Source organism: Streptomyces sp. CC53 (assembly GCF_001865245.1).
In the GTDB taxonomy this organism is placed as follows: Bacteria; Actinomycetota; Actinomycetes; order Streptomycetales; family Streptomycetaceae; genus Streptomyces.
The window spans coordinates 15,238-33,090 of record NZ_MKXB01000155.1 but is presented as its reverse complement, the minus strand read 5'-3'; the positions used below and the strand labels follow the sequence as shown (position 1 = coordinate 33,090).

The window sequence follows — 17,853 nt, the reverse complement described above, 5'->3', positions numbered from 1 at the left end:
ACCCGCGCCGTTCCCGGCCCGGGCGGGTCGGACGGCGCCGCCGGTCAGGCCGCGCGGCCCAGCAGGGCGAGGAGCTTCGTCTGGGCGTCTGCGTCGGACGGCACGGGGAGCGCGGGCGCGAACAGACCGCTGCCGGCGAAGTCCTCGACGTGCGGGCCGTACTCCTGCAGCGCGAAGTCGACGAGCGGCTCCGGGATCGTGTCGTCAGCGCCGATGCCGCGGGCCAGGTCCCAGGCGTGGACGACGGCGTCCGCCGTCATCTGCGCGCAGTACGCCGCGGCGGGCACGTCGCCGTACGACAGGTGCACCGTGCGGTCCAGGGCTCCCGGCTCCCTCAGGACCTCCCGGGCGGCCGCCTCGGACGCGTCCCACGTCGCCACCGGGTCCTGTCCGAGGAGGTCGCCGTCGTAGGCGTCGCCGATCTCGGCGATCGTGTTGCCGTCCCTGACCAGCGGCACGACCCAGAGCTGTTCGCCCGTGAGGTGGTTCACCAGGTCCCGGACCGTCCACTCGGTGCACGGCGTGGGGGCGTCCCACTGGTCGTCCCTGATGGCGTGGACGTGCGAGGAGAACAGGTCGAGGGCTTCCGCGTGGCGGGCGAGGAGCGGGCTGCCGGACATCCGGCGTCACCTCCGGAGCTAGGGGGCGGGCAGTTCCACTGTGCGTCCGGCCCGGTCCGCACGCGACAGCAGACCGGCAGTGTGCACAGCGGCCGCACGGGTACCCGTGGGCGACGGACACGACCCGCCTGACGGGAGGGAGCCATGCAGCTCGCCTATCTGACCAGTCTGTACGACCGTCCGGGCCCCTGGGCCAGCGTGTATCTCGACACGTCGCGGATGGACGAGTCCGCGCGCTGGCGCATGGAGCTCCAGGCGCGCAACGCCTGCGACGACCTGGCCGCGCAGGGCGCCGACGAGGCGACCGTGCAGGCCGTGCACGAGGCGCTGGCGTCCTGGCCCCGCCCGCCGGGTGAAGCCGGGCGTGCGGTGTTCGCGTCGCACGGCCGGGTCGTCCTCGACCCTTCCCTGTCGGTACGGCCGTCCGCGCCGGCGCAGGTGTACTGGTCGTCGCTGCCCCGTGTCGGCCCGCTGCTCGACCTGGCCGCACGGGAGCCTGTCTGTCTCGTGGCGTACATCGACCGGACCGGTGCGGACCTGGAGTTGCGCTCCGCGATCGGGGAGATGCGACTGCGCACGGTGACCGGCCGTGAGTGGCCGATCCACCGCACCTCGCAGAACACCTGGTCCGTGCGGCACTGGCAGCTCGGGGTGGAGAACACCTGGGAACAGAACGCCGCCGAGGTCGCCGACGCCATCGCCGAGTGCGTGGCGGACACCGGCGCGGACCTGGTCGTCCTCGCGGGCGATCCGCGGGAGCGGCGCTCGGTGTTCGACCGGCTGCCCGGCGAGTGCCGGTCGGTGACGGTGGAGACCGAGCACGGCGGACGCGGCGCCGGCGCCTCCCGGGTGCGGCTGGACGAGGACGTTCAGGAGGCGCGGCAGCGGCTCCTGCGCCACAACGAGGAGGCCGAGCTGGACCGGTTCCGGTCCGTGCGGGCCCCGGAGGGCGGAAAGGCCGCCGGGGCGGCGGCGGCCGAGGGGCTGCCGGCGCTGGTGGAGGCCGCCCGGGAGCACCGGATCATGGAGCTCCTCATCCGCAGTGAGGGCCCGGACGCGCACCGCCAGGTCTGGGTGGGCGCCGAACCCGACCAGGTGGCCGTGCGCCGCTCGGAGAGTCAGTACCTGGGCGACACCGAGCCGGTGCCGGCGCGGGCCGACGACGCGCTGCTGCGGGCCGCGGTGAGCGCCGGGGCCGAGGTGCTGCGGGTGCGGCCCGAGCTGGAGGACGATCTGCCGGTCGGCGGGCTCGGGGCGCTGCTGCGGTGGCCGTACAGCGAGAAGGAGACCGAGGCCGCGACGATGTGAGCCGCCGGCCCTGCCGGGGAACGTCCCGGTGACGCCGCCCTCCCGGGGCCGTGTCACCGGGACGTCCGCTGTGCGGCCCGGGGTGCCGCCAGGTGCGCGCCCGGGCTCCTGCGGCAGGCCCTCATGCGGCATCCGGAATCTCCCTCGTCCGCGTGCGGCCCGTCCCGGGCCCGGCCACCGTCCGGTCGCCCGTCTGCCGCCGGCCCGCGGTCGCGGCGATGGCCCGGGCCCTGCGCGGGGCCGGCCTGGCGGCCCGTTCCGCGGCGGCGGCGCCGAGCCGCCGTATCCCTGCATCCGCCGGGACGTCCGCCGTCGGCTGCCTCACCGGGACGTCCGCCGTGCACCGCGGACGCGGTGTGCGGGGTCGGACGCGGTGTACGGGGTCGTGCCCGTGCGCCGCCGCGGGACCGCGCGGGGCGCGGCGGCTGTCCCGGCGCCCGTCAGGGCCGGGGCAGGGCACCTGTGGGGTCAGCGGCGCACCGGAAGACGGCCGCACGGCACGGGGCGTCCTTCCGGACGGGCCTCCGGCTGTGGGCCGGCGGCGACGGCGTGCCCGCCGCCCGGCCCCCGGCGCCCCTGCTGCTTACGGCGGCGGCGACCGGGCACCCGAGAGGAGGAGGTGCATCATGGTTCCCCTTCTGCTTGTTCTGCTCCTGATCCTGATCCTCTTCGGTGTCGGTTTCGCCTGGGAGGTCCTGTGGTGGATCGCCGTGGCGGTGCTGGTCATCTGGCTGCTCGGCTTCTTCCTCACGAACTCTTCCGGGGGCGGTCGCTCGCGCTGGTACCGCTGGTAGGACCGCGCGGCAACGGGCCGCCCCGGACCGGTGAGGTCCGGGGCGGCCCGTTCTGTGTGCGCGGGCGGCGCGGCGGGGTGCGGGCCGCCGCGCCTCAGTGCGCGACGATCCGCTCCACCAGCAGCCGCACCGCCGATGCGATGGCGTCCGCGTCGATGCCGGCCGCGTGGAGCTGCTCCTCGGGGGTGGCGGAGGCCGGCATGGTGCGGACGGCGAGGCGGGCCGTGCGGGGAGCCTGACGGCCGTCGGCGAACACCTCGGCGACGGCGTCGCCGAGGCCCCCCTCGGGGTGGTGGTCCTCCACCGTGAGGACACAGCCGGTCTGGCCGGCGGCGTCGTTGAGGGTGGCCGCGTCGACGGGCTTGACCGAGTACAGGTCGATGACCCGGGCCCGGATGCCGTCCTCGGCCTCCAGCCGGTCCGCCGCCTTCAGCGCCTCGTGGACGGTGATGCCCGCGGCCACGACGGTGACCTGGTCGTGGTCGTGGCGGCGCAGCACCTTGCTGCCGCCGACGGGGAACTCCTCGTCGGGGCCGTAGAGGCCGGGCGTGGCGCCGCGCGTGGTGCGCAGGTACCGGACGCCGTCGAGGTCCGCCAGGGCGGCGGTGAGCCGGGCGGTCTGATTGGCGTCGCACGGGTAGAGGACGGTGCTGCCGTGCACCGACCGCATCATGGCAAGGTCCTCCAGGCCCATCTGGGAGGGGCCGTCCGGACCGATGGAGACACCGGCGTGGGAACCGCACACGTTGATGCCGGCGCGGCTGACGGCGGCCATCCGGAGGAAGTCGTGGGCGCGGGTGAGGAAGGCGGCGAACGTCGACGCGTACGGGACGTAGCCGCGGGCGGCGAGGCCGACGGCCGCCGCCACGAGCTGCTGCTCGGCGATGTAGCACTCGACGAAGCGCTCGGGGTGGGCCTTGGCGAAGAACTCGGCGCGGGTGGAGTCGCTCACCTCGGCGTCCAGGGCGACGACCCCGGGGCGGGCCGATCCGACGGCGGCGAGGGCCTCGCCGTAGGCGTTGCGGGTCGCGACGCTGTCGCCGGGGTCGTAGCGCGGCAGGTCGGGGTCCCGCCGCTCGTCGGCGGTGACCGGCTCGGACAGCTCGGGCGGCCGCTGGACGGCGACCCGGGCGCGGCGGACGCCGCCGAGTTCGGCGAGGGCGTCCTCGGCGTCGGGCAGCGGTTTGCCGTGCTTGCCCTCGCGGTCCTCGACCGCGGCGACCCCGCGCCCCTTGCGGGTGCGGGCGAGGATGGCCGTGGGCTGCCGGGTGGTGCTGCGGGCCTCCGCAAGGGCCGCGTCGACCGCCTGGAGGTCGTGGCCGTCGATCTCGGCGACGTGCCAGCCGAAGGCGTGCAGCCGCCGGGCGTAGGCGTCGAGGTCGTGGCCGTGGCGGGTGGGGCCGCGCTGGCCGAGGCGGTTCACGTCGACGATGAGGGTGAGGTTGTCGAGGTGGCTGTCGGCGGCGTGCTCGACGGCCTCCCACACCGACCCTTCGGCCATCTCGCTGTCGCCGGACAGGACGTACACCTGGTACGGGATGCGGTCGAGGCGCTGTCCCGCGATGGCCATGCCGACGGCCACGGGCAGTCCCTGGCCGAGGGAGCCGGTGGCGACGTCCACCCAGGGCAGGCGGGGGGTGGGGTGGCCTTCGAGGCGGCTGCCGAGGGTGCGGTAGCCGAGCAGTTCTTCCTCGTCGACGGCGCCGGCCGCGTGGTACATCGCGTACAGCAGGGGCGAGGCGTGGCCCTTGGAGAGGACCAGCCGGTCGTTGCCGGGGTGGTCGGGGCGGTCGAAGTCGTAGCGGAGGTGTCGGGCGAGGAGCACCGCCGCGAGGTCCGCGGCGGACATGGCGGAGGTGGGATGTCCGGAGCCGGCCGCGTCGGCGGCGCGGACCGCGTCGGCCCGCAGCTGCTGGGCGAGCTCGGCGAGTTCCTCGTACGGCATGGGTGTCAGTCCTTCCTGGTGCCGGTGCCGCCGCTGCCGCCGGGGGTGCGGGCCAGCTCGGGTGCGTCGGTGTCGAGGGGGACCTGCCAGGAGCTGACCAGGCCGAGCTGGACCGCCTGGCGGCGCAGCGCGGCGTCGAGGAGCCAGTCGGCGGCGACCCGGACCCGGTTCCCGGGCATGGCGGCCAGGTGGTAGCCGCGGGTGACGGCTCCGGCGACCGGTCCCGACAGCGGTACGCCGAGCGGGTTGGCGGCGGCCTTGACCCCGCCGAGGTCGACGGCGAAGCCGAGGGAGTCGTGCCGGTAGGGGGCAGCCGTCCCGACGCCGAGGGAGGCGGCGACGTTGCGGGCGGCGGTCCTGCCCTGCCGGGAGGCGTGCTGCGCGGTCATGGCCGTCAGCGCGCCGGGGTGGGTGAGGTCGGGGACGGCGGCGGCGTCGCCGCAGGCGAAGACCTCGGGGCGGCCGGGTACGGACAGCTCGGGGGTGACGACGAGGCGGCCCTGTTCCAGGGGCAGGCCGAGGCCGGCGACGAGGGGGTCGGGGCGGACGCCGACGCACCAGACGAGGCTCCGCGTCGGCAGGAAGTCGCCGTCGGAGAGCCGTACCCCGTCGGCGGTGGACTCCTGCACGGAGGTGCCGGTGCGGATCTCCACGCCGCGCTCGCGCAGGACGCGGTCGGCGGTGGCGGAGAGGCGTTCGTCGAGCCCGGGGAGGACGCTGTCGGCGACGTCGACGAGGATCCAGCGCGGGTTCAGGCCGCCGGGGCGGCCGGGCTGGGAGCGTACGAGCGCGTCGGTGAACATGGCTCCGTGGGCGGCGACCTCGGTGCCGGTGTATCCGGCGCCGACGACCACGAAGGTGCAGCGTGCCGCGGCCGCGGCCGGGTCGCTCTCGGTGGCGGCGAGCTCGATCTGCCGGGTGATGTGGTCGCGCAGGTACAGCGCCTCGGGCAGGCCGCGGAAGCCGGTGGCGTGCTCGGCGACCCCGGGGACGGGCAGCAGTTTGCTGACGCTGCCGGCGGCGAGGACGAGCCGGTCGTAGCGCAGGGCGCGGGGGGTGCCTTCGGGGTCGGTGCAGTGGACGGTGCGCGCGTCGAGGTCCACGCGTTCGGCCTGGCCGAGGACGAGCCGCACGTGGCGCAGCGTGCCGGGCAGCGAGACGGTGACGCGGCGCGGTTCGAGGACGCCGGCGGCGACCTGGGGCAGCAGCGGCAGGTAGAGGAAGTAGTCGGTGGGGTTCAGCAGGACGGTCTCGACGCGGCCGCGCAGTCGGCGGGAGACCTCCCGGGCGGTGTGGTAGCCGGCGAATCCGGCTCCGACGATCACGATGCGCGGCCTGCGCCGCGTCGGACTGGTCACTGGACCTCCGGTGACGGACGGGTGGTTGACGGGGGGCCGGGCGGCACGGCAGAGGTGCTCCTGTGGGCCCCGTGCTCAGGCGCGGTGGTGCGGCCCTTCCGGGTCGGCCGGCGACTGGGGGGCCGCGGGCGGCGCGTCGGGCGCGGGGGTGACCGGCGGCGGTTCCTCACGCGGGGTGCCGGAGCCGGGGCGGGCCGGCGGCGACGGCTCGGCGGGCGGGGTGCCCGGGGCGACGACGTGCACCTCGTCGCCGTCGTCGGCCCCGTCCGTTTCGAGGGGCGCACCCACCGGTACGGGCCCCGGCCCGGGGCGGGTGGGCGGGTGCCCGTCGGGGCCGCCCGTCGCCTTGGCGGCGGCACGCCGGCGCATCAGCGCGACGGCCACGGCGACGAGGGCGCCGCCGAGCGCCGCCGCCGACACCCGCAGCGGGGCGCGGGAGGGCGAGGACTTGTTCTCCATGGGGCCGCGGGTACCCGGGGGCGCCCGCGGATAACGCGGGTATCACGGCGCCGGACAGGACGCCTGTCCGAATGAAGAGACGCCAGTCTCATGATGTGACCATGAGGCGTACGGTGGCCGCAGGGGCCGGCTGCGCCGCTGCGGGGCACCGGCATGAGCGTCGGCAACGACGGGAAGGGGCGGGCGATGACGGACGCCGTCTACACGCACGGCCACCACGAGTCGGTCCTGCGGTCGCACCGGTGGCGCACGGCCGGGAACTCCGCGGCGTACCTGCTGGGCGAACTGCGCGCCGGGCTCGACGTCCTGGACGTGGGGTGCGGTCCCGGCACGATCACGGCGGACCTGGCCGCGCTCGTCGCGCCCGGCGGCCGGGTGACGGGGGTGGACACGGCCGCGGGAGTCCTCACGCAGGCGCGCGCGGAGAGCGCGGAACGCGGTCTGGACAACGTCCGCTTCGCCGTGGCGGACGTGGCCGGGCTGGGCTTCCCCGACGACTCGTTCGACGTGGTGCACGCCCACCAGGTGCTCCAGCACGTGGGCGACCCGGTGGGCGCGCTGCGGGAGATGCGCCGGGTGTGCCGCCCCGGCGGGATCGTCGCCGTGCGCGACAGCGACTACGCGGGCTTCACGTGGTTCCCCGAGGTGCCGGCGCTGGACACCTGGCGGGCGCTGTACCGGCGGGTGGCCAGGTCCGGCGGCGGCGAACCGGACGCGGGCCGACGGCTGCTGTCGTGGGCCCGGGCGGCGGGCTTCACGGACATCGCCCCGGGCGGTTCCGCGTGGTGCTACGCCACCCCGGAGGAGCGCGCCTGGTGGAGCGGGCTGTGGGCGGACCGCACGACGCGGTCGGCGTACGCGCGGCTGGCGGTGGACGGCGGCCACGCGACGCCGGAGGAGCTCGCGGCGGTCGCCGAGGGGTGGCGGGAGTGGGGGCGCAGCGCGGACGGCTGGTTCCTGGTGCCGCACGGCGAACTCCTGTGCCGGGCATAGGGTCCACGGCCCCCGGCGCGGGACCCGTGCGACCGGCGCCGGCGGGGCCGAGGGCGGCGCGTCCGGCCCGTGAGGCGCCCTGCCACGGCCGAGCGGCCCCAACTACCCTGTGGCGGCATGGAGATCCTCGGCACCACACTGCGCATCTACGTCGACGACCTTGACCCCTCGGTGGCCTTCTACGAGGGGCTCACCGGCAGCGAGGCCCTGCGGTTCGAACGCGGTGGCGTCCGCGTGGCGGCCGTCGGCTGCTTCCTGCTGATGAGCGGGCCCGAGGTGGAGATCGAGGTGCTGCGGAGGGTGGCGGCGACCATCGCGGTGGACGATGTGGACGCGGCGCACAAGGCGCTGACCGAGGGCGGGGCCCGGGTGCTCGCGGGACCGGTGGCGACGCCGGTGGGCCGCAACCTGATCGCGGTGCACCCGGACGGCGCGGTGTTCGAGTACGCGGACCGGCGGCCGTCCGCGTGAGGCGCCGGGGCGCCGGGGCGAGGAGCCGCCCCGGCGCCCGTCCGGCTCAGTGGTGGGCGACGACGAGCGGCCGGCCGTCGTCCTGCCCGGCACCCTCTTCCGCCTCGGGGCGCCGGATGAGCAGCGAGCTGACGACGCCGACGCCGAGCAGCACGAGCGCGACAGTCATGGCGTTGCGGTAGCCGGCCTCGGTGACGCCCTGGGCGTCGCTGCCCGCGGTGATCATCGCGGAGGCGAGGGCGATGCCGAGGGACGCGCCGATGCCGAAGCAGGCGCCGTTGAGCCCGGACAGCGAGCCGGGCTTGTCCTTCGGCGCGGTCGTGACGGCCAGTCCGTTGAGGCCGGTGAGCATGAAACCGCCGTACGTCACGCCGAGCGCGGCCAGGGCGGCCACGAGGATCCACTCACTGTGCAGGAAGACCGTCGCCACGGCGAAGATCACGAAGTTGGCGGCGGCACCGGCGACCACGATCCTCCGCCAGCCGATGCGCGGGCCGAGACGCCCGGTGAGCGGGGCCGAGACGACGCCGATGAGCTGGATCGGGGTGAGGAACAGCAGCGCGGACGTCACCGCGGACAGCCCGAGGCCCACCCGGGCGTCCTGGGAGAACAGCGGGATGGTGAGGGCCACGGCCCCGAAGGCACCGCCGAGGGTGCAGACGGTCGTGAGGAGCAGCGGCCAGGCGCGCCGCGAGGCGAGCACGTCGAGGTCGATGACCGGGTTCGGGGCGGTGCGCTGCGAGACCACGAAGAAGCCCAGCGCGGCGAGGCCGCCCAGCAGGAAGCCCAGGGTGAGCGGCGAGGTCCAGCCCCAGGTGGCGCCCTGGGCGAGGCCGACGAGGACGCCGGTGAGGCCGAGGGCGAGGGCGGTGATGCCGCGCGCGTCGAAGCGGGCCCCGGGGTCGGTGGTGGGCGGGAGGTCCGGCACGTGGTGGCGGATGCCCAGGAGGCCGAGGACGGCGATCACGGTGGAGCAGACGAAGATGCCGCGGAAGCCGATGGTGTCGGCGATCTGGCCGCCCGCGACGGCGTCGACGCCGGCGAGGCCGCCGTTGACGGCGGTGATGATGCCGGCCGCCTTGCCGAACCCGGCCGGGGTCAGCATCTGGTTGAGGGTGAGGAAGGCGAGGGTGAACATCGCGGCGGAGACGCCCTGCAGGACCCGGCCCGCGATGAAGACCTCGATGTTCGGGGCGAACACGCACAGCAGGTTGCCGGCGATGAGCACGCCCGCGCAGACCAGCATCATCGGCTTGCGGCCGCGCTGGTCGCTCAGCCGGGCCAGGGTGACCTGTCCGATGGCCGCCATGAGGAAGAACAGGGTCTGCGACAGCCCCGCCGCTCCGGTGGTGGTGCCCAGGCGCTCGATGACGTCCGGGAGCGCGGGGCTCAGCATCGTCGCGTTGATCTGGTAGCCGAGCACGGCCATGACCAGTGCGAGCAGCAGGGGGCCGCGCCCCGCGAGATCGGATCGTGCCCCGGACGGACGGGTCCGGGCGGACGTGGTGGACATGTCGGCCCCTTTGCCTTGGATGTCGAACGCTTACTGCGCGGCCACTTGTCAGACAAGTAGCCCGGCACCACTCTCCGATCTACGCGCGTAAAACGTCAAGGGACCTCCGGCCCCGCCGCAAGCCGCCGCGCTCGGGAGCGGATTGCCGCACCGGGGGGCGCCGACTACGGTGCGCATGTCCTGCCGACAAGTGAGCCGAGGAGGAGCAGCGGTGGTCAGTGCGGAGCGGCGGCGACCGGTCGTGGTCCTGTACGAGCGGATCGCGGACGCCATCCACGCCGGTGTGTACCCGCCCGGTTCGACCCTGCCGTCCGAGCCCCGGCTCGCCGCCGAGCTGGGGGTGAGCCGCCCGGCCCTGCGGGAGGCGCTGCTGCTGCTCCAGGAGGACGGCCTGCTGACCGTACGGCGCGGGGTGGGCCGCACCGTCAACGACCGCCCGCCGCGGCGCGGCTTCGAGCACCTGCGGCCCCTGGAGGAGCTGCTGGCCCAGGGCGCGCCCCTGGCGGTCCGCGCCCTGCTGCGGACGGTGGAGGAGCCGACGGACTTCACCACCCAGCACCTGCTGGCACCGGCCGGGGCCGAGCTGCGGTTCTGGGAGTCGCTGCTGGTGGCGGAGGGGACGGCGGGCGTGCTGAGCCAGGAGTGGGCGGCTCCGGACGCCGTGCTGGCGCAGGCGCACCCGGCGTTCGCGGCGGCCCTCTCGGCGGCGCCCCGCGGGTCGATGCTCGCCGTGCTCTCCGGGGCGTCCCGGGACGTGCCGCTGACGGGCCACTGCGCGGTGACGGCGACGCTGCTGGGCCAGCGGCGGGGGCAGCAGCTGGGACGGGCCGCGGAGACGCCCGCGGTGCTGGTCACCCAGGTGGTACGGGCCGGTGAGACACCGGTGCTGGCCGCCAAGCACATGCTGCCCACCGGCGCCCCGGCCCTGCCGGTCCTCCAGTCGGGCTGACCCGGCCGCGTGCGGCGCCGGGAGGGCGGGGGCCGCGGACCGGACCGGGCGGCGTGACATCGGCGCGTGCGGCGGGCGGGCGAGGCGGCGGGCGGCACAGGCCGCCCGGGCGGCGGGCCGCACAGGTGGTGCAGGCAGGCGGGACGGGCGGCGCCGTGGCCGTCGGCCCGGGCGGCGCGGGCGCGCAGACCGCGCGGGCGGGCGGCGTGAGGGCGGCGGCAGCGGGTGGCGCCCGGTGCCGGACGGGGTCCGCGCCACTTGCCCTACACTCCCCGCATGGACTTGTCTGACAACCTTGCCGCCGACTGGATCCGCCGCGCCCCCAAGGCCGTGCTGCACGACCACCTCGACGGCGGCCTGCGCCCCGCCACGATCATCGAGCTGGCCCGGGACTGCGGGTACACCGGACTGCCCACCGAGGACCCGGCCGCGCTGGGCACGTGGTTCCGTGACGCCGCGGACTCCGGGTCGCTGGAGCGTTACCTGGAGACCTTCGCGCACACCTGCGCCGTGATGCAGACCCGCGACGCCCTGTACCGCGTGGCCGCTGAGTGCGCCGAGGACCTGGCCGCCGACGGCGTCGTGTACGCCGAGGTGCGCTACGCGCCGGAGCAGCACCAGGCGGCCGGTCTGAGCCTGGACGAGGTCGTCGACGCGGTGAACGAGGGGCTCCGCGAGGGCGAGCGGCGCACGGGCGGGCGGATCACGGTCCGCGCCCTGCTCACCGGCATGCGCCACACCGACCGGTCCCTGGAGATAGCCGAGCTCACCGTCGCCCACCGCGACCGCGGGGTCGCGGGCTTCGACATCGCGGGCGGCGAGATCGGCAACCCGCCGGCCCGCCACCTGCCGGCCTTCCAGCACCTCAAGAGGCACAACTGCCACTTCACGATCCACGCGGGCGAGGCCGTGGGCGCCGAGTCCGTCCACGAGGCCGTGCAGGTCTGCGGTGCCGAGCGGATCGGGCACGGGGTCCGGATCACCGACGACATCGCCGAGGACGGCACGCTGGGGCACCTGGCCGCGTACGTCCGTGACAACCGGATCGCCCTGGAGGTCTGCCCGACCTCCAACCTCCAGACGGGCGCCGCGAAGGACTACGCCTCGCACCCGATCGACGAGCTGCGCCGCCTCGGCTTCCGCATCACCCTGAACACCGACAACCGCCTGGTGTCGGGCACCACGATGAGCGCGGAGTTCCAGCACATGGTCGACGCCTTCGGGTACGGCCCCGAGGTGTTCGAGGAGTTCACGGTCGCCGCCGTGGAGGCCGCGTTCCTGCCGCTGCCGGAGCGGCAGCGGATCATCGAGGAGATCGTCCGTCCCGGATACGCGGCGCTCCGCTCGGGACGCTGACACAGCGCCGCTCACCCGGAGCGCCCGCCGGGCGCCGTGGCCCCGGCGGTCCCGGTGCCCGCAGGACTCCGCGGGCACCGGGACCACTCAGCGCCGGCTGCGCGGAGCGGTCGGCTGGACGGGGAGGCGATCCGACACGTCGTCCGTCGCAGAGCCCACACCGCCCACCCCGAGGTCTCGGCGCATCACGGTCCTCATGACCCGCAGCCGGTCCCAGACCTCCGCCCGGTGCGGGGCAGTCGAGCGGAACGCCCCCGCACGCAGACCACCGTCCGGCCGTCGCCTTCGACGCGGCCCCGGAAGTGGCCGGCACGCAGCGGTCCGCTCAGTCCGGCAGCGCAGCACTCCCCGCCGCCGGGTGCTTGGGTCGCGCCTCAGCGCAGGGCGCCCCGCTCCAGCGTCAGGGTGCCCGCGTCGGCGTCCAGCTCCGCCGCCACGCCGAGCGGAACCGTCAGCGCCGGGCTGCCGTGGCCGAAGCCCAGGTGTTCCACGACGGGCACACCGAGTCCGCCGAGCCGGTCGAGCAGCACCGGACGCAGCTCCGCGTACGGCCCGCAGTCCTCCCAGGAGCCGAGGGCGACGCCCGCCAGACCCGCCAGCAGCCCGGCGCGGCCGAGCTGGGTGAGCATGCGGTCGACGCGGTACGGCTCCTCCCCCACGTCCTCCAGCAGCAGCAGTCCGCCCCGCAGCGCGGTGCGCCCGTCGGGGGTGCCGAGGCCGGCGGTCAGCAGGGAGAGGCAGCCGCCCACGGTGACGCCCCGGGCGCGCCCCGGGACCAGGGGACACGCGGCCGGCCCGCCCAGTACCCGTACGGACTCCGGGTCGAGCAGCGCGGACCGCAGGGACGCCTGGGTGTCCGCGTCCTTGAGGAAGCCGACCGCGCCGGTCATCGGCCCGTGCAGGGTGGCGATCCCGAGGCGCAGGGCGAACGCCTCGTGGAGGGCGGTGGCGTCGCTGAAGCCGACGAAGACCTTGGGCCCGGCGGCACGCATCGCGTCCCAGTCGAGCAGTTCGACGATCCGCTGGGCGCCGTAGCCGCCGCGGGCGCAGATCACCGCGTCGACGTCCGGGTCGCACCACGCCGCCTGGAAGTCGCGGGCCCGGTCCTCGTCGGCGCCCGCCAGGTACCGCGCCCAGGGGTGGCGGTCCACGGCGTGCGGCAGGGCGGTGGCGTCGAGGTCCCAGCCGCGCAGGATGTCGAGGCCGGTCTGCAGCCGCTCCTCGGCGACGGGCCCGCTGGGGGAGACGACGGCGACGCGGGCGCCGGGCCGTAGCCGGGCGGGGCGGGTGAGGGGGGCGAGCGGCTCGGCAGGGGTCACTTCTTCAGCTCCAGCAGCGGCACGTCCGTCCGGTGGACGCCGAACGTCTGGACGTACAGGGACAGTTCGGCTTCCAGGGCGCGGGCGACGGTGTCGGCGCGGCGGAAGCCGTGGCCCTCGCCCTCGAAGGCGAGGTAGGCGTGGGGGACACCGCGCCCCGCGACCGCGGCGAGGAGGCGCTCGGCCTGGCTGGGCCGGCAGATGACGTCGTCGAGTCCCTGGAGGAGCAGGAAGGGCGCGGCGATCCGGTCGGCGTGGGTGAGGGGCGAGCGGTCGCGGTAGCGTGCGGGCACCTCGGCGCGGGGGCCGACGAGGGAGTCGAGGTAGTGCGACTCGAAGTCGTGGGTCTCGCCTTCGCTCCAGCCGGCGAGGTCGATCACGGGGTACTTGATGGTGCCGCAGGCGTAGACGCGGGTCGTGGCGAGGGACGCGGCGGCGGTCCAGCCTCCGGCGCTGCCGCCGCGGACGGCGAGGCGGGCGGGGTCGGCGGTGCCTTCGGCGGCGAGGGCCTCCGCGACGGTGGCGCAGTCCTCGACGTCGACGACGCCCCACTGCTCGCGCAGCCGCTCGCGGTAGGCGCGGCCGTAGCCGGTGGAGCCGCCGTAGTTGACCTCGGCGACGCCGATGCCGCGGGAGGTGAAGTAGGCGATCTCCAGGTCGAGGACGAGGGGGGCGTGGCTGGTGGGGCCGCCGTGCACCCACACGACGTACGGCGGGAGTTCGTCGTCGGGGGCGACGCGGTCGGGGTTGTGCGGGGGGTAGATGTGCGCGTGGACGTCGCGGTTGTCGGGCCCGGTGAAGGTGCGGATCTGGGGTTCCGGGTAGTACGCGGGGTCGACGGGGTCCTCGTGGGGCGAGCCGATGACGCGGGCGCGGCCCGTGCCGGTGTCGAGCTCCACGACCTCGTAGGCGCTGCGCGGGCTGGCGGCGACGCCGACGACGCGGCTGCCGTGGGCGGCGAGGGTGGCTTCCCAGGCTGTCCACGGCCCGGCGGCGTCGACGAGTTCGCCGGTCTCGGGGTCGAGGATGCCGAGCGCGGTGGCGCCGCGGCCGTGGACGACGGCGACGAGCCCGCTGTCCAGGGGGGTGAACCAGGTGAGGCCGACGCGCCACAGCGGGCCGCCGAACTCCTCCTCGCGGCCCGGGCAGAGGGGCACCGCTCCGGTGCCGCCGGGCGGCAGGCGGTGGAGCTCCCACCAGCCGCCGCGGTCGGAGGCGTAGAGGAGGGAGCCGTCGGGGGCCCACTCGACCTGGCAGACGGATTCGTCGACGGCCCCGGCGACGGGGCGCACGCCGGTGAAAGGCCCACCGTCGGCGGGGACGTCGCCGGTCATCAGCAGGGTGCCGTCCCACGGCATGAGCGGGTGGTCCCAGGCGAGCCAGGCGGCGTGCCGCCCGTCCGGGGAGAGCCTCGGCCCGGTGGTGAACCGGTGCCGGTCGTCGGTGAGTTCCCGTATCGCGGACCGGTCGTGCGCGGCGGAGCCGTCGAGCGGCACGGCAGCGATGACGCGGCGCACGTCGCCGGGCCCGGTGCCGGTGTGCTCCTCCAGGACGCACCACACCTCCCGGCCGGCGGGGTGCAGGACGGGGTCGGCCCAGCGCAGTCCGCCGCCGGTGTGCGAGACGGGGGTGAGGGGGCGGGGCGGGGCGTCGCCGTCGGGTGCGTACGCGTAGAGCCGCTGGTCGGGGAAGTGGCTGAACACCACGAGGGGCCCTGCGCCGTCCTGCCGGGCGGTGCCGGTCCAGGGGCGGCCGCCGTACTCGACGACGCGGCTGCGGACGTTCCACGGCGCGGGCAGCACGGTGTGCTCGGTGCCGTCCGCGGTGCGGCGGACAAGGGTGCGGCGGCCGTCCTCGGCGGGGCGGGGCGCCGTCCACCACACCTCGTCGCCGACGACGCCGACGAACTCGGGATGTCCGCCGTGGGCGGCGGCGAGGCTCGCGCCGATCGGTGACGGCCAGGTTCCGTAGGCCCCCGTGGGCACCATGGACGACTCCCCCTGTGGGTTGCGCGGTCGGTTGGTCGGTGGGTCGGGCGGTGGTCAGGCGGACTGGAGGTAGTGGTCGAGGACGCGGACGCCGAAGTGCAGGGCGTCGACCGGGACGCGTTCGTCCACCCCGTGGAACAGCGCCTGGTAGTCGAATCCGTAGGGCAGCTTCAGCGGGGTGAAGCCGTAGCCGGTGATGCCCAGGCGGGCGAACTGCTTGGCGTCGGTGCCGCCGGAGATGCAGAACGGCACGACGTGGGCGTCCGGGTCGAACCGTTCGAGGGCGGCCCGCAGCTTGGCGTAGGTGGGACCGTCGACGGGCGCCTGCAGGGGGATCTCGCGGTGCACGAACTCCCAGTCGACGTCGGGTCCGGTGAGCTCGTCGAGGGTGGCGGCGAACTCGTCCTCGGCGCCGGGCAGCATGCGCCCGTCGACGTGGGCGCCGGCGGTGCCGGGGATGACGTTGACCTTGTAGCCGGCGTCGAGCATGGTCGGGTTGGCGCTGTTGCGGAGGGTGGCCTCCACGAGGGGGGCGGCCGCACCGAGCTTGCCGACCAGCAGGTCGACGTCGACGGCGGGGTCGTCGAGGTCCGGGGGCTCGATGCCGTGGAGCGCGGCGAGTTCGGTGAGGGCGGCGCGGACGGTGGGGGTGAGCCGTACGGGCCAGGCGTGGTCGCCGATGCGGGCGACGGCCGCGGCGAGCCGGCTGACGGCGTTCTCCCGGTTGACCTTGGAGCCGTGCCCGGCCCGGCCCCGGGCGGTGAGCCGCAGCCAGGCGGTGCCGCGCTCGCCGGCGCCGATCGGATAGACGGCGAGGTGCGGGTCGGCGTGGACGGTGTACGCGCCGGACTCGCTGATGCCCTCGGTGCAGCCCTCGAACAGCCCGGCGTGCCGGTCGGCGAGGAAGCCGGCGCCGTCGGCGGCGCTGTCCTCCTCGTCGGCGGTGTAGGCGAGGACGATGTCGCGGCGGGGGCGGATGCCGCGGCGGGCCCAGTCGCGGACGACGGCGAGGACCATGGCGTCCATGTTCTTCATGTCGACCGCGCCGCGGCCCCACACCTCCCCGTCGCGGACCTCTCCGGAGAAGGGGTGCACGCTCCAGTCGGCGGGCTCGGCGGGCACGACGTCGAGGTGGCCGTGGACGAGGAGGGCGTCGGCGGAGGGGTCGGTGCCGGGGATGCGGGCGACGACGTTCGTGCGGCCCGGGGTGCGTTCCAGCAGGACGGGGTCGAGTCCGGCGGCCGCGAGGCGCTCGGCGACGTACTCGGCGGCGGGCCGCTCGCGACAGTCGCCGCCGCCGCGGTTGGTGGTGTCGATGCGGATCAGGTCCGAGGTGAACGCGACGACCTCGTCGAACGCCTGCGCGTCCGGACCGGGCACGTCCGCTGCCCGCGGGTCCCCGCCGGGTGCGTGCGCTCCCCGTGCGGCCGGTCCGGGCGCGTGCGGACCCCCGGTGACGGGCTCAGCCATACTGCTCCTCCACTGCTGCCGAGACGATCGTGGTGACGGCCTTGAAGGTGCGGATGGCCTCGTACATCGTCGTGCTGGTGTAGGCGACGCGGCGCTCGCCCCCGACGGCCACGCCGGGCACGACGGTGGCGGCGGCGGCGAGGTGTTCGGCGTCGAACTCCACTTCCACGGTGTACGGGCCGCCCGGCACCGGTTCGTACCGTACGGCGAGACGCGTCGCGTCCTTCGCCGCGGCACGGATGTCCGCGGCGGTGCGGGCGGGCGTGCGGCACACCGCGGCGTACCGCGACACGTGGTCCTTCACGGCGACCTTGCGCGCCCGCGGGGCGTAGCCGTCCGCGTCACGGCAGGTCAGGTCGTCGCCGGTGACGAGGACGACCGGAACCCCGTGCTCGGCGACGACGTGCGCGTTCAGGTACCCCTCGCTGGCGCGGCTGCCGTTGAGCCAGACGCCCGTGATGGAGTTGGCGAGGTAGGTGTGGGCGAGGACGCCCTCGCTCCCGGCGCCCGTGTGGTAGCCGACGAACGCGACGCCGTCGACGTCGCCGCGCTGCACGCCCTCCACCATGGAGAGCGCCTTGTGGCGGCCGGTCAGCATCTGGGCGCGCTCGTCGAGGCGCTCCAGCAGCAGGTTGCGCATGGTCCAGTGTGCCTCGTTGACGAGGACCTCGTCGGCGCCTCCGTCGAAGAAGCCGAGGACGGCCGCGTTGACGTCGGAGGTGAACAGGGCGCGGCAGCGCTCCCACTGGGGCGTGCCGGGCAGGACGTCCGCGGGCCAGGTGACGCCGGTGGCGCCCTCCATGTCGGCGCTGACGAGGATCTTCATGCCCACACGTTACGGGGTGGCCGGTGGCCGTACCAGGCTGCCGCCGCGCCGACGGCGCGTCAGCGGCGGCGGGGCGTGCGGCCCTCGGCTGCGGGAGCGGGGCGGCCCGCCCGGCCGCCCGCCGCGGGTCGCGGAGCCCTTGAGGAGCGCGGCGGCCCGGCGGTACCGGGGCGCACGGGAGGGCCCCGGGCCGTGCCCGGTCGGGTGCGACGGCTCGGAGTGGGCGAGGGTGACGCGGGAGGAGGGCTTCGGTGGGACGGAGGCCCGAGGGAGGGTTCCGCGTCGCGGAGACCCGGGGGAGGGTGGGGTCGCCGGCAGGCGCGGCGGGAGACCCGGGTGCCGCGGAGGCGCGGCGGCGGGGCTTCGGTGCCGGGCGGGCGCGGCGGGAGCGGCCGGGCGGTGCCGCGCAGGCTCAGGAGGAAGAACCTGGTGTGCCGTCCGGGCACCGCGGGGGCGGCCGGGCCGTACCGCGCAGGCTCACTGA

At 75.8% G+C, this 17,853-nt stretch carries 15 protein-coding genes; 6 read left to right on the top strand and 9 right to left on the bottom strand.

Annotation, left to right across the window (positions count from 1 at the left end):
- Positions 1 to 44 precede the first annotated feature (44 nt).
- A complete protein-coding gene (locus BJP40_RS17680) occupies positions 45 to 620 on the bottom strand; it encodes a TIGR03086 family metal-binding protein (protein WP_071281202.1) in 576 nt (191 codons plus the stop codon).
- A 144-nt stretch (positions 621 to 764) separates the two neighbouring features.
- Between BJP40_RS17680 and BJP40_RS17675 the strand changes: the two genes are divergently transcribed.
- Together BJP40_RS17675 and BJP40_RS17665 are read left to right on the top strand one after the other, a co-directional pair.
- Complete coding sequence (locus BJP40_RS17675; RefSeq protein WP_071281201.1) at positions 765 to 1,928, top strand: Vms1/Ankzf1 family peptidyl-tRNA hydrolase; 1,164 nt, start codon at positions 765 to 767, stop codon at positions 1,926 to 1,928.
- 626 nt (positions 1,929 to 2,554) lie between these two features.
- Positions 2,555 to 2,722: a hydrophobic protein gene (locus tag BJP40_RS17665; RefSeq protein WP_071281199.1), complete on the top strand. Its 168-nt coding sequence runs from the start codon at positions 2,555 to 2,557 to the stop codon at positions 2,720 to 2,722.
- A 94-nt stretch (positions 2,723 to 2,816) separates the two neighbouring features.
- On the opposite strand, the gene BJP40_RS17660 is transcribed toward BJP40_RS17665, so the two are convergent.
- The 3 genes from BJP40_RS17660 to BJP40_RS17650 all read right to left on the bottom strand — a co-directional run bounded on the left by BJP40_RS17660 (position 2,817) and on the right by BJP40_RS17650 (position 6,484).
- Positions 2,817 to 4,667: a transketolase gene (locus BJP40_RS17660; protein WP_071281198.1), complete on the bottom strand. Its 1,851-nt coding sequence runs from the start codon at positions 4,665 to 4,667 to the stop codon at positions 2,817 to 2,819.
- 5 nt (positions 4,668 to 4,672) lie between these two features.
- Positions 4,673 to 6,025, bottom strand: coding sequence for an NAD(P)/FAD-dependent oxidoreductase (locus BJP40_RS17655; RefSeq protein ID WP_071281197.1), 1,353 nt, complete (start codon positions 6,023 to 6,025; stop codon positions 4,673 to 4,675).
- A gap of 75 nt (positions 6,026 to 6,100) precedes the next feature.
- The gene (locus BJP40_RS17650; RefSeq protein WP_071281196.1) at positions 6,101 to 6,484 is read right to left on the bottom strand and encodes a hypothetical protein; all 384 of its coding nucleotides are present in this window, start codon (positions 6,482 to 6,484) and stop codon (positions 6,101 to 6,103) included.
- Between the two features lie 153 nt (positions 6,485 to 6,637).
- On the opposite strand from BJP40_RS17650, the gene BJP40_RS17645 reads away from it, so the two are divergent.
- Complete coding sequence (locus BJP40_RS17645; protein ID WP_226962362.1) at positions 6,638 to 7,477, top strand: methyltransferase domain-containing protein; 840 nt, start codon at positions 6,638 to 6,640, stop codon at positions 7,475 to 7,477.
- A 117-nt stretch (positions 7,478 to 7,594) separates the two neighbouring features.
- On the top strand, positions 7,595 to 7,948 hold the full coding sequence (locus BJP40_RS17640; RefSeq protein ID WP_071281195.1) for a VOC family protein: 354 nt from the start codon (positions 7,595 to 7,597) through the stop codon (positions 7,946 to 7,948).
- A gap of 46 nt (positions 7,949 to 7,994) precedes the next feature.
- Here the strand turns inward: BJP40_RS17640 and BJP40_RS17635 are convergent, their stop codons facing one another.
- The gene (locus BJP40_RS17635) at positions 7,995 to 9,461 is read right to left on the bottom strand and encodes an MFS transporter (protein ID WP_071281194.1); all 1,467 of its coding nucleotides are present in this window, start codon (positions 9,459 to 9,461) and stop codon (positions 7,995 to 7,997) included.
- Between the two features lie 211 nt (positions 9,462 to 9,672).
- Here BJP40_RS17635 and BJP40_RS17630 point away from each other — a divergent pair, with 211 nt between their 5' ends.
- Entirely contained in the window at positions 9,673 to 10,410 is a 738-nt protein-coding gene (locus tag BJP40_RS17630) for a GntR family transcriptional regulator (protein WP_226962363.1), read from the top strand.
- A gap of 276 nt (positions 10,411 to 10,686) precedes the next feature.
- Positions 10,687 to 11,766, top strand: a complete 1,080-nt coding sequence (locus BJP40_RS17625; protein ID WP_071281193.1) for an adenosine deaminase — start codon at positions 10,687 to 10,689, stop codon at positions 11,764 to 11,766.
- A gap of 374 nt (positions 11,767 to 12,140) precedes the next feature.
- Here the strand turns inward: BJP40_RS17625 and BJP40_RS17620 are convergent, their stop codons facing one another.
- Genes BJP40_RS17620 through BJP40_RS17605 form a run of 4 tightly spaced genes read right to left on the bottom strand, consistent with a single transcriptional unit; the run spans position 12,141 to position 17,369 of the window.
- A complete protein-coding gene (locus BJP40_RS17620) occupies positions 12,141 to 13,085 on the bottom strand; it encodes an LD-carboxypeptidase (protein WP_071281192.1) in 945 nt (314 codons plus the stop codon).
- Positions 13,082 to 15,073 (bottom strand): prolyl oligopeptidase family serine peptidase, encoded by a 1,992-nt coding sequence (locus tag BJP40_RS17615; protein WP_071281191.1) that lies wholly within the window; start codon positions 15,071 to 15,073, stop codon positions 13,082 to 13,084. The genes BJP40_RS17620 and BJP40_RS17615 overlap by 4 nt, the downstream gene beginning before the upstream one ends.
- Before the next feature lie 54 nt (positions 15,074 to 15,127).
- Positions 15,128 to 16,543, bottom strand: coding sequence for a M20/M25/M40 family metallo-hydrolase (locus BJP40_RS17610; protein ID WP_079171266.1), 1,416 nt, complete (start codon positions 16,541 to 16,543; stop codon positions 15,128 to 15,130).
- Positions 16,536 to 17,369 carry a M55 family metallopeptidase gene (locus BJP40_RS17605; protein ID WP_071269053.1) on the bottom strand — a complete coding sequence of 278 codons (834 nt, stop codon included), beginning with the start codon at positions 17,367 to 17,369 and terminating at the stop codon, positions 16,536 to 16,538. The genes BJP40_RS17610 and BJP40_RS17605 overlap by 8 nt, the downstream gene beginning before the upstream one ends.
- Positions 17,370 to 17,853: the final 484 nt, after the last annotated feature.

Excerpts from the sequence above, each read along its gene's own strand:
- BJP40_RS17680 (WP_071281202.1), bottom strand. The coding sequence starts at position 620 with ATGTCCGGCAGCCCGCTCCTCGCCCGCCACGCGGAAGCCCTCGACCTG.
- BJP40_RS17665 (WP_071281199.1), top strand. The coding sequence starts at position 2,555 with ATGGTTCCCCTTCTGCTTGTTCTGCTCCTGATCCTGATCCTCTTCGGT.
- BJP40_RS17650 (WP_071281196.1), bottom strand. The coding sequence starts at position 6,484 with ATGGAGAACAAGTCCTCGCCCTCCCGCGCCCCGCTGCGGGTGTCGGCG.
- BJP40_RS17605 (WP_071269053.1), bottom strand. The coding sequence starts at position 17,369 with ATGAAGATCCTCGTCAGCGCCGACATGGAGGGCGCCACCGGCGTCACC.
- BJP40_RS17615 (WP_071281191.1), bottom strand. The coding sequence starts at position 15,073 with ATGGTGCCCACGGGGGCCTACGGAACCTGGCCGTCACCGATCGGCGCG.
- BJP40_RS17640 (WP_071281195.1), top strand. The coding sequence starts at position 7,595 with ATGGAGATCCTCGGCACCACACTGCGCATCTACGTCGACGACCTTGAC.
- BJP40_RS17610 (WP_079171266.1), bottom strand. The coding sequence starts at position 16,543 with ATGGCTGAGCCCGTCACCGGGGGTCCGCACGCGCCCGGACCGGCCGCA.
- BJP40_RS17675 (WP_071281201.1), top strand. The coding sequence starts at position 765 with ATGCAGCTCGCCTATCTGACCAGTCTGTACGACCGTCCGGGCCCCTGG.
- BJP40_RS17645 (WP_226962362.1), top strand. The coding sequence starts at position 6,638 with ATGAGCGTCGGCAACGACGGGAAGGGGCGGGCGATGACGGACGCCGTC.
- BJP40_RS17625 (WP_071281193.1), top strand. The coding sequence starts at position 10,687 with ATGGACTTGTCTGACAACCTTGCCGCCGACTGGATCCGCCGCGCCCCC.
- BJP40_RS17635 (WP_071281194.1), bottom strand. The coding sequence starts at position 9,461 with ATGTCCACCACGTCCGCCCGGACCCGTCCGTCCGGGGCACGATCCGAT.
- BJP40_RS17660 (WP_071281198.1), bottom strand. The coding sequence starts at position 4,667 with ATGCCGTACGAGGAACTCGCCGAGCTCGCCCAGCAGCTGCGGGCCGAC.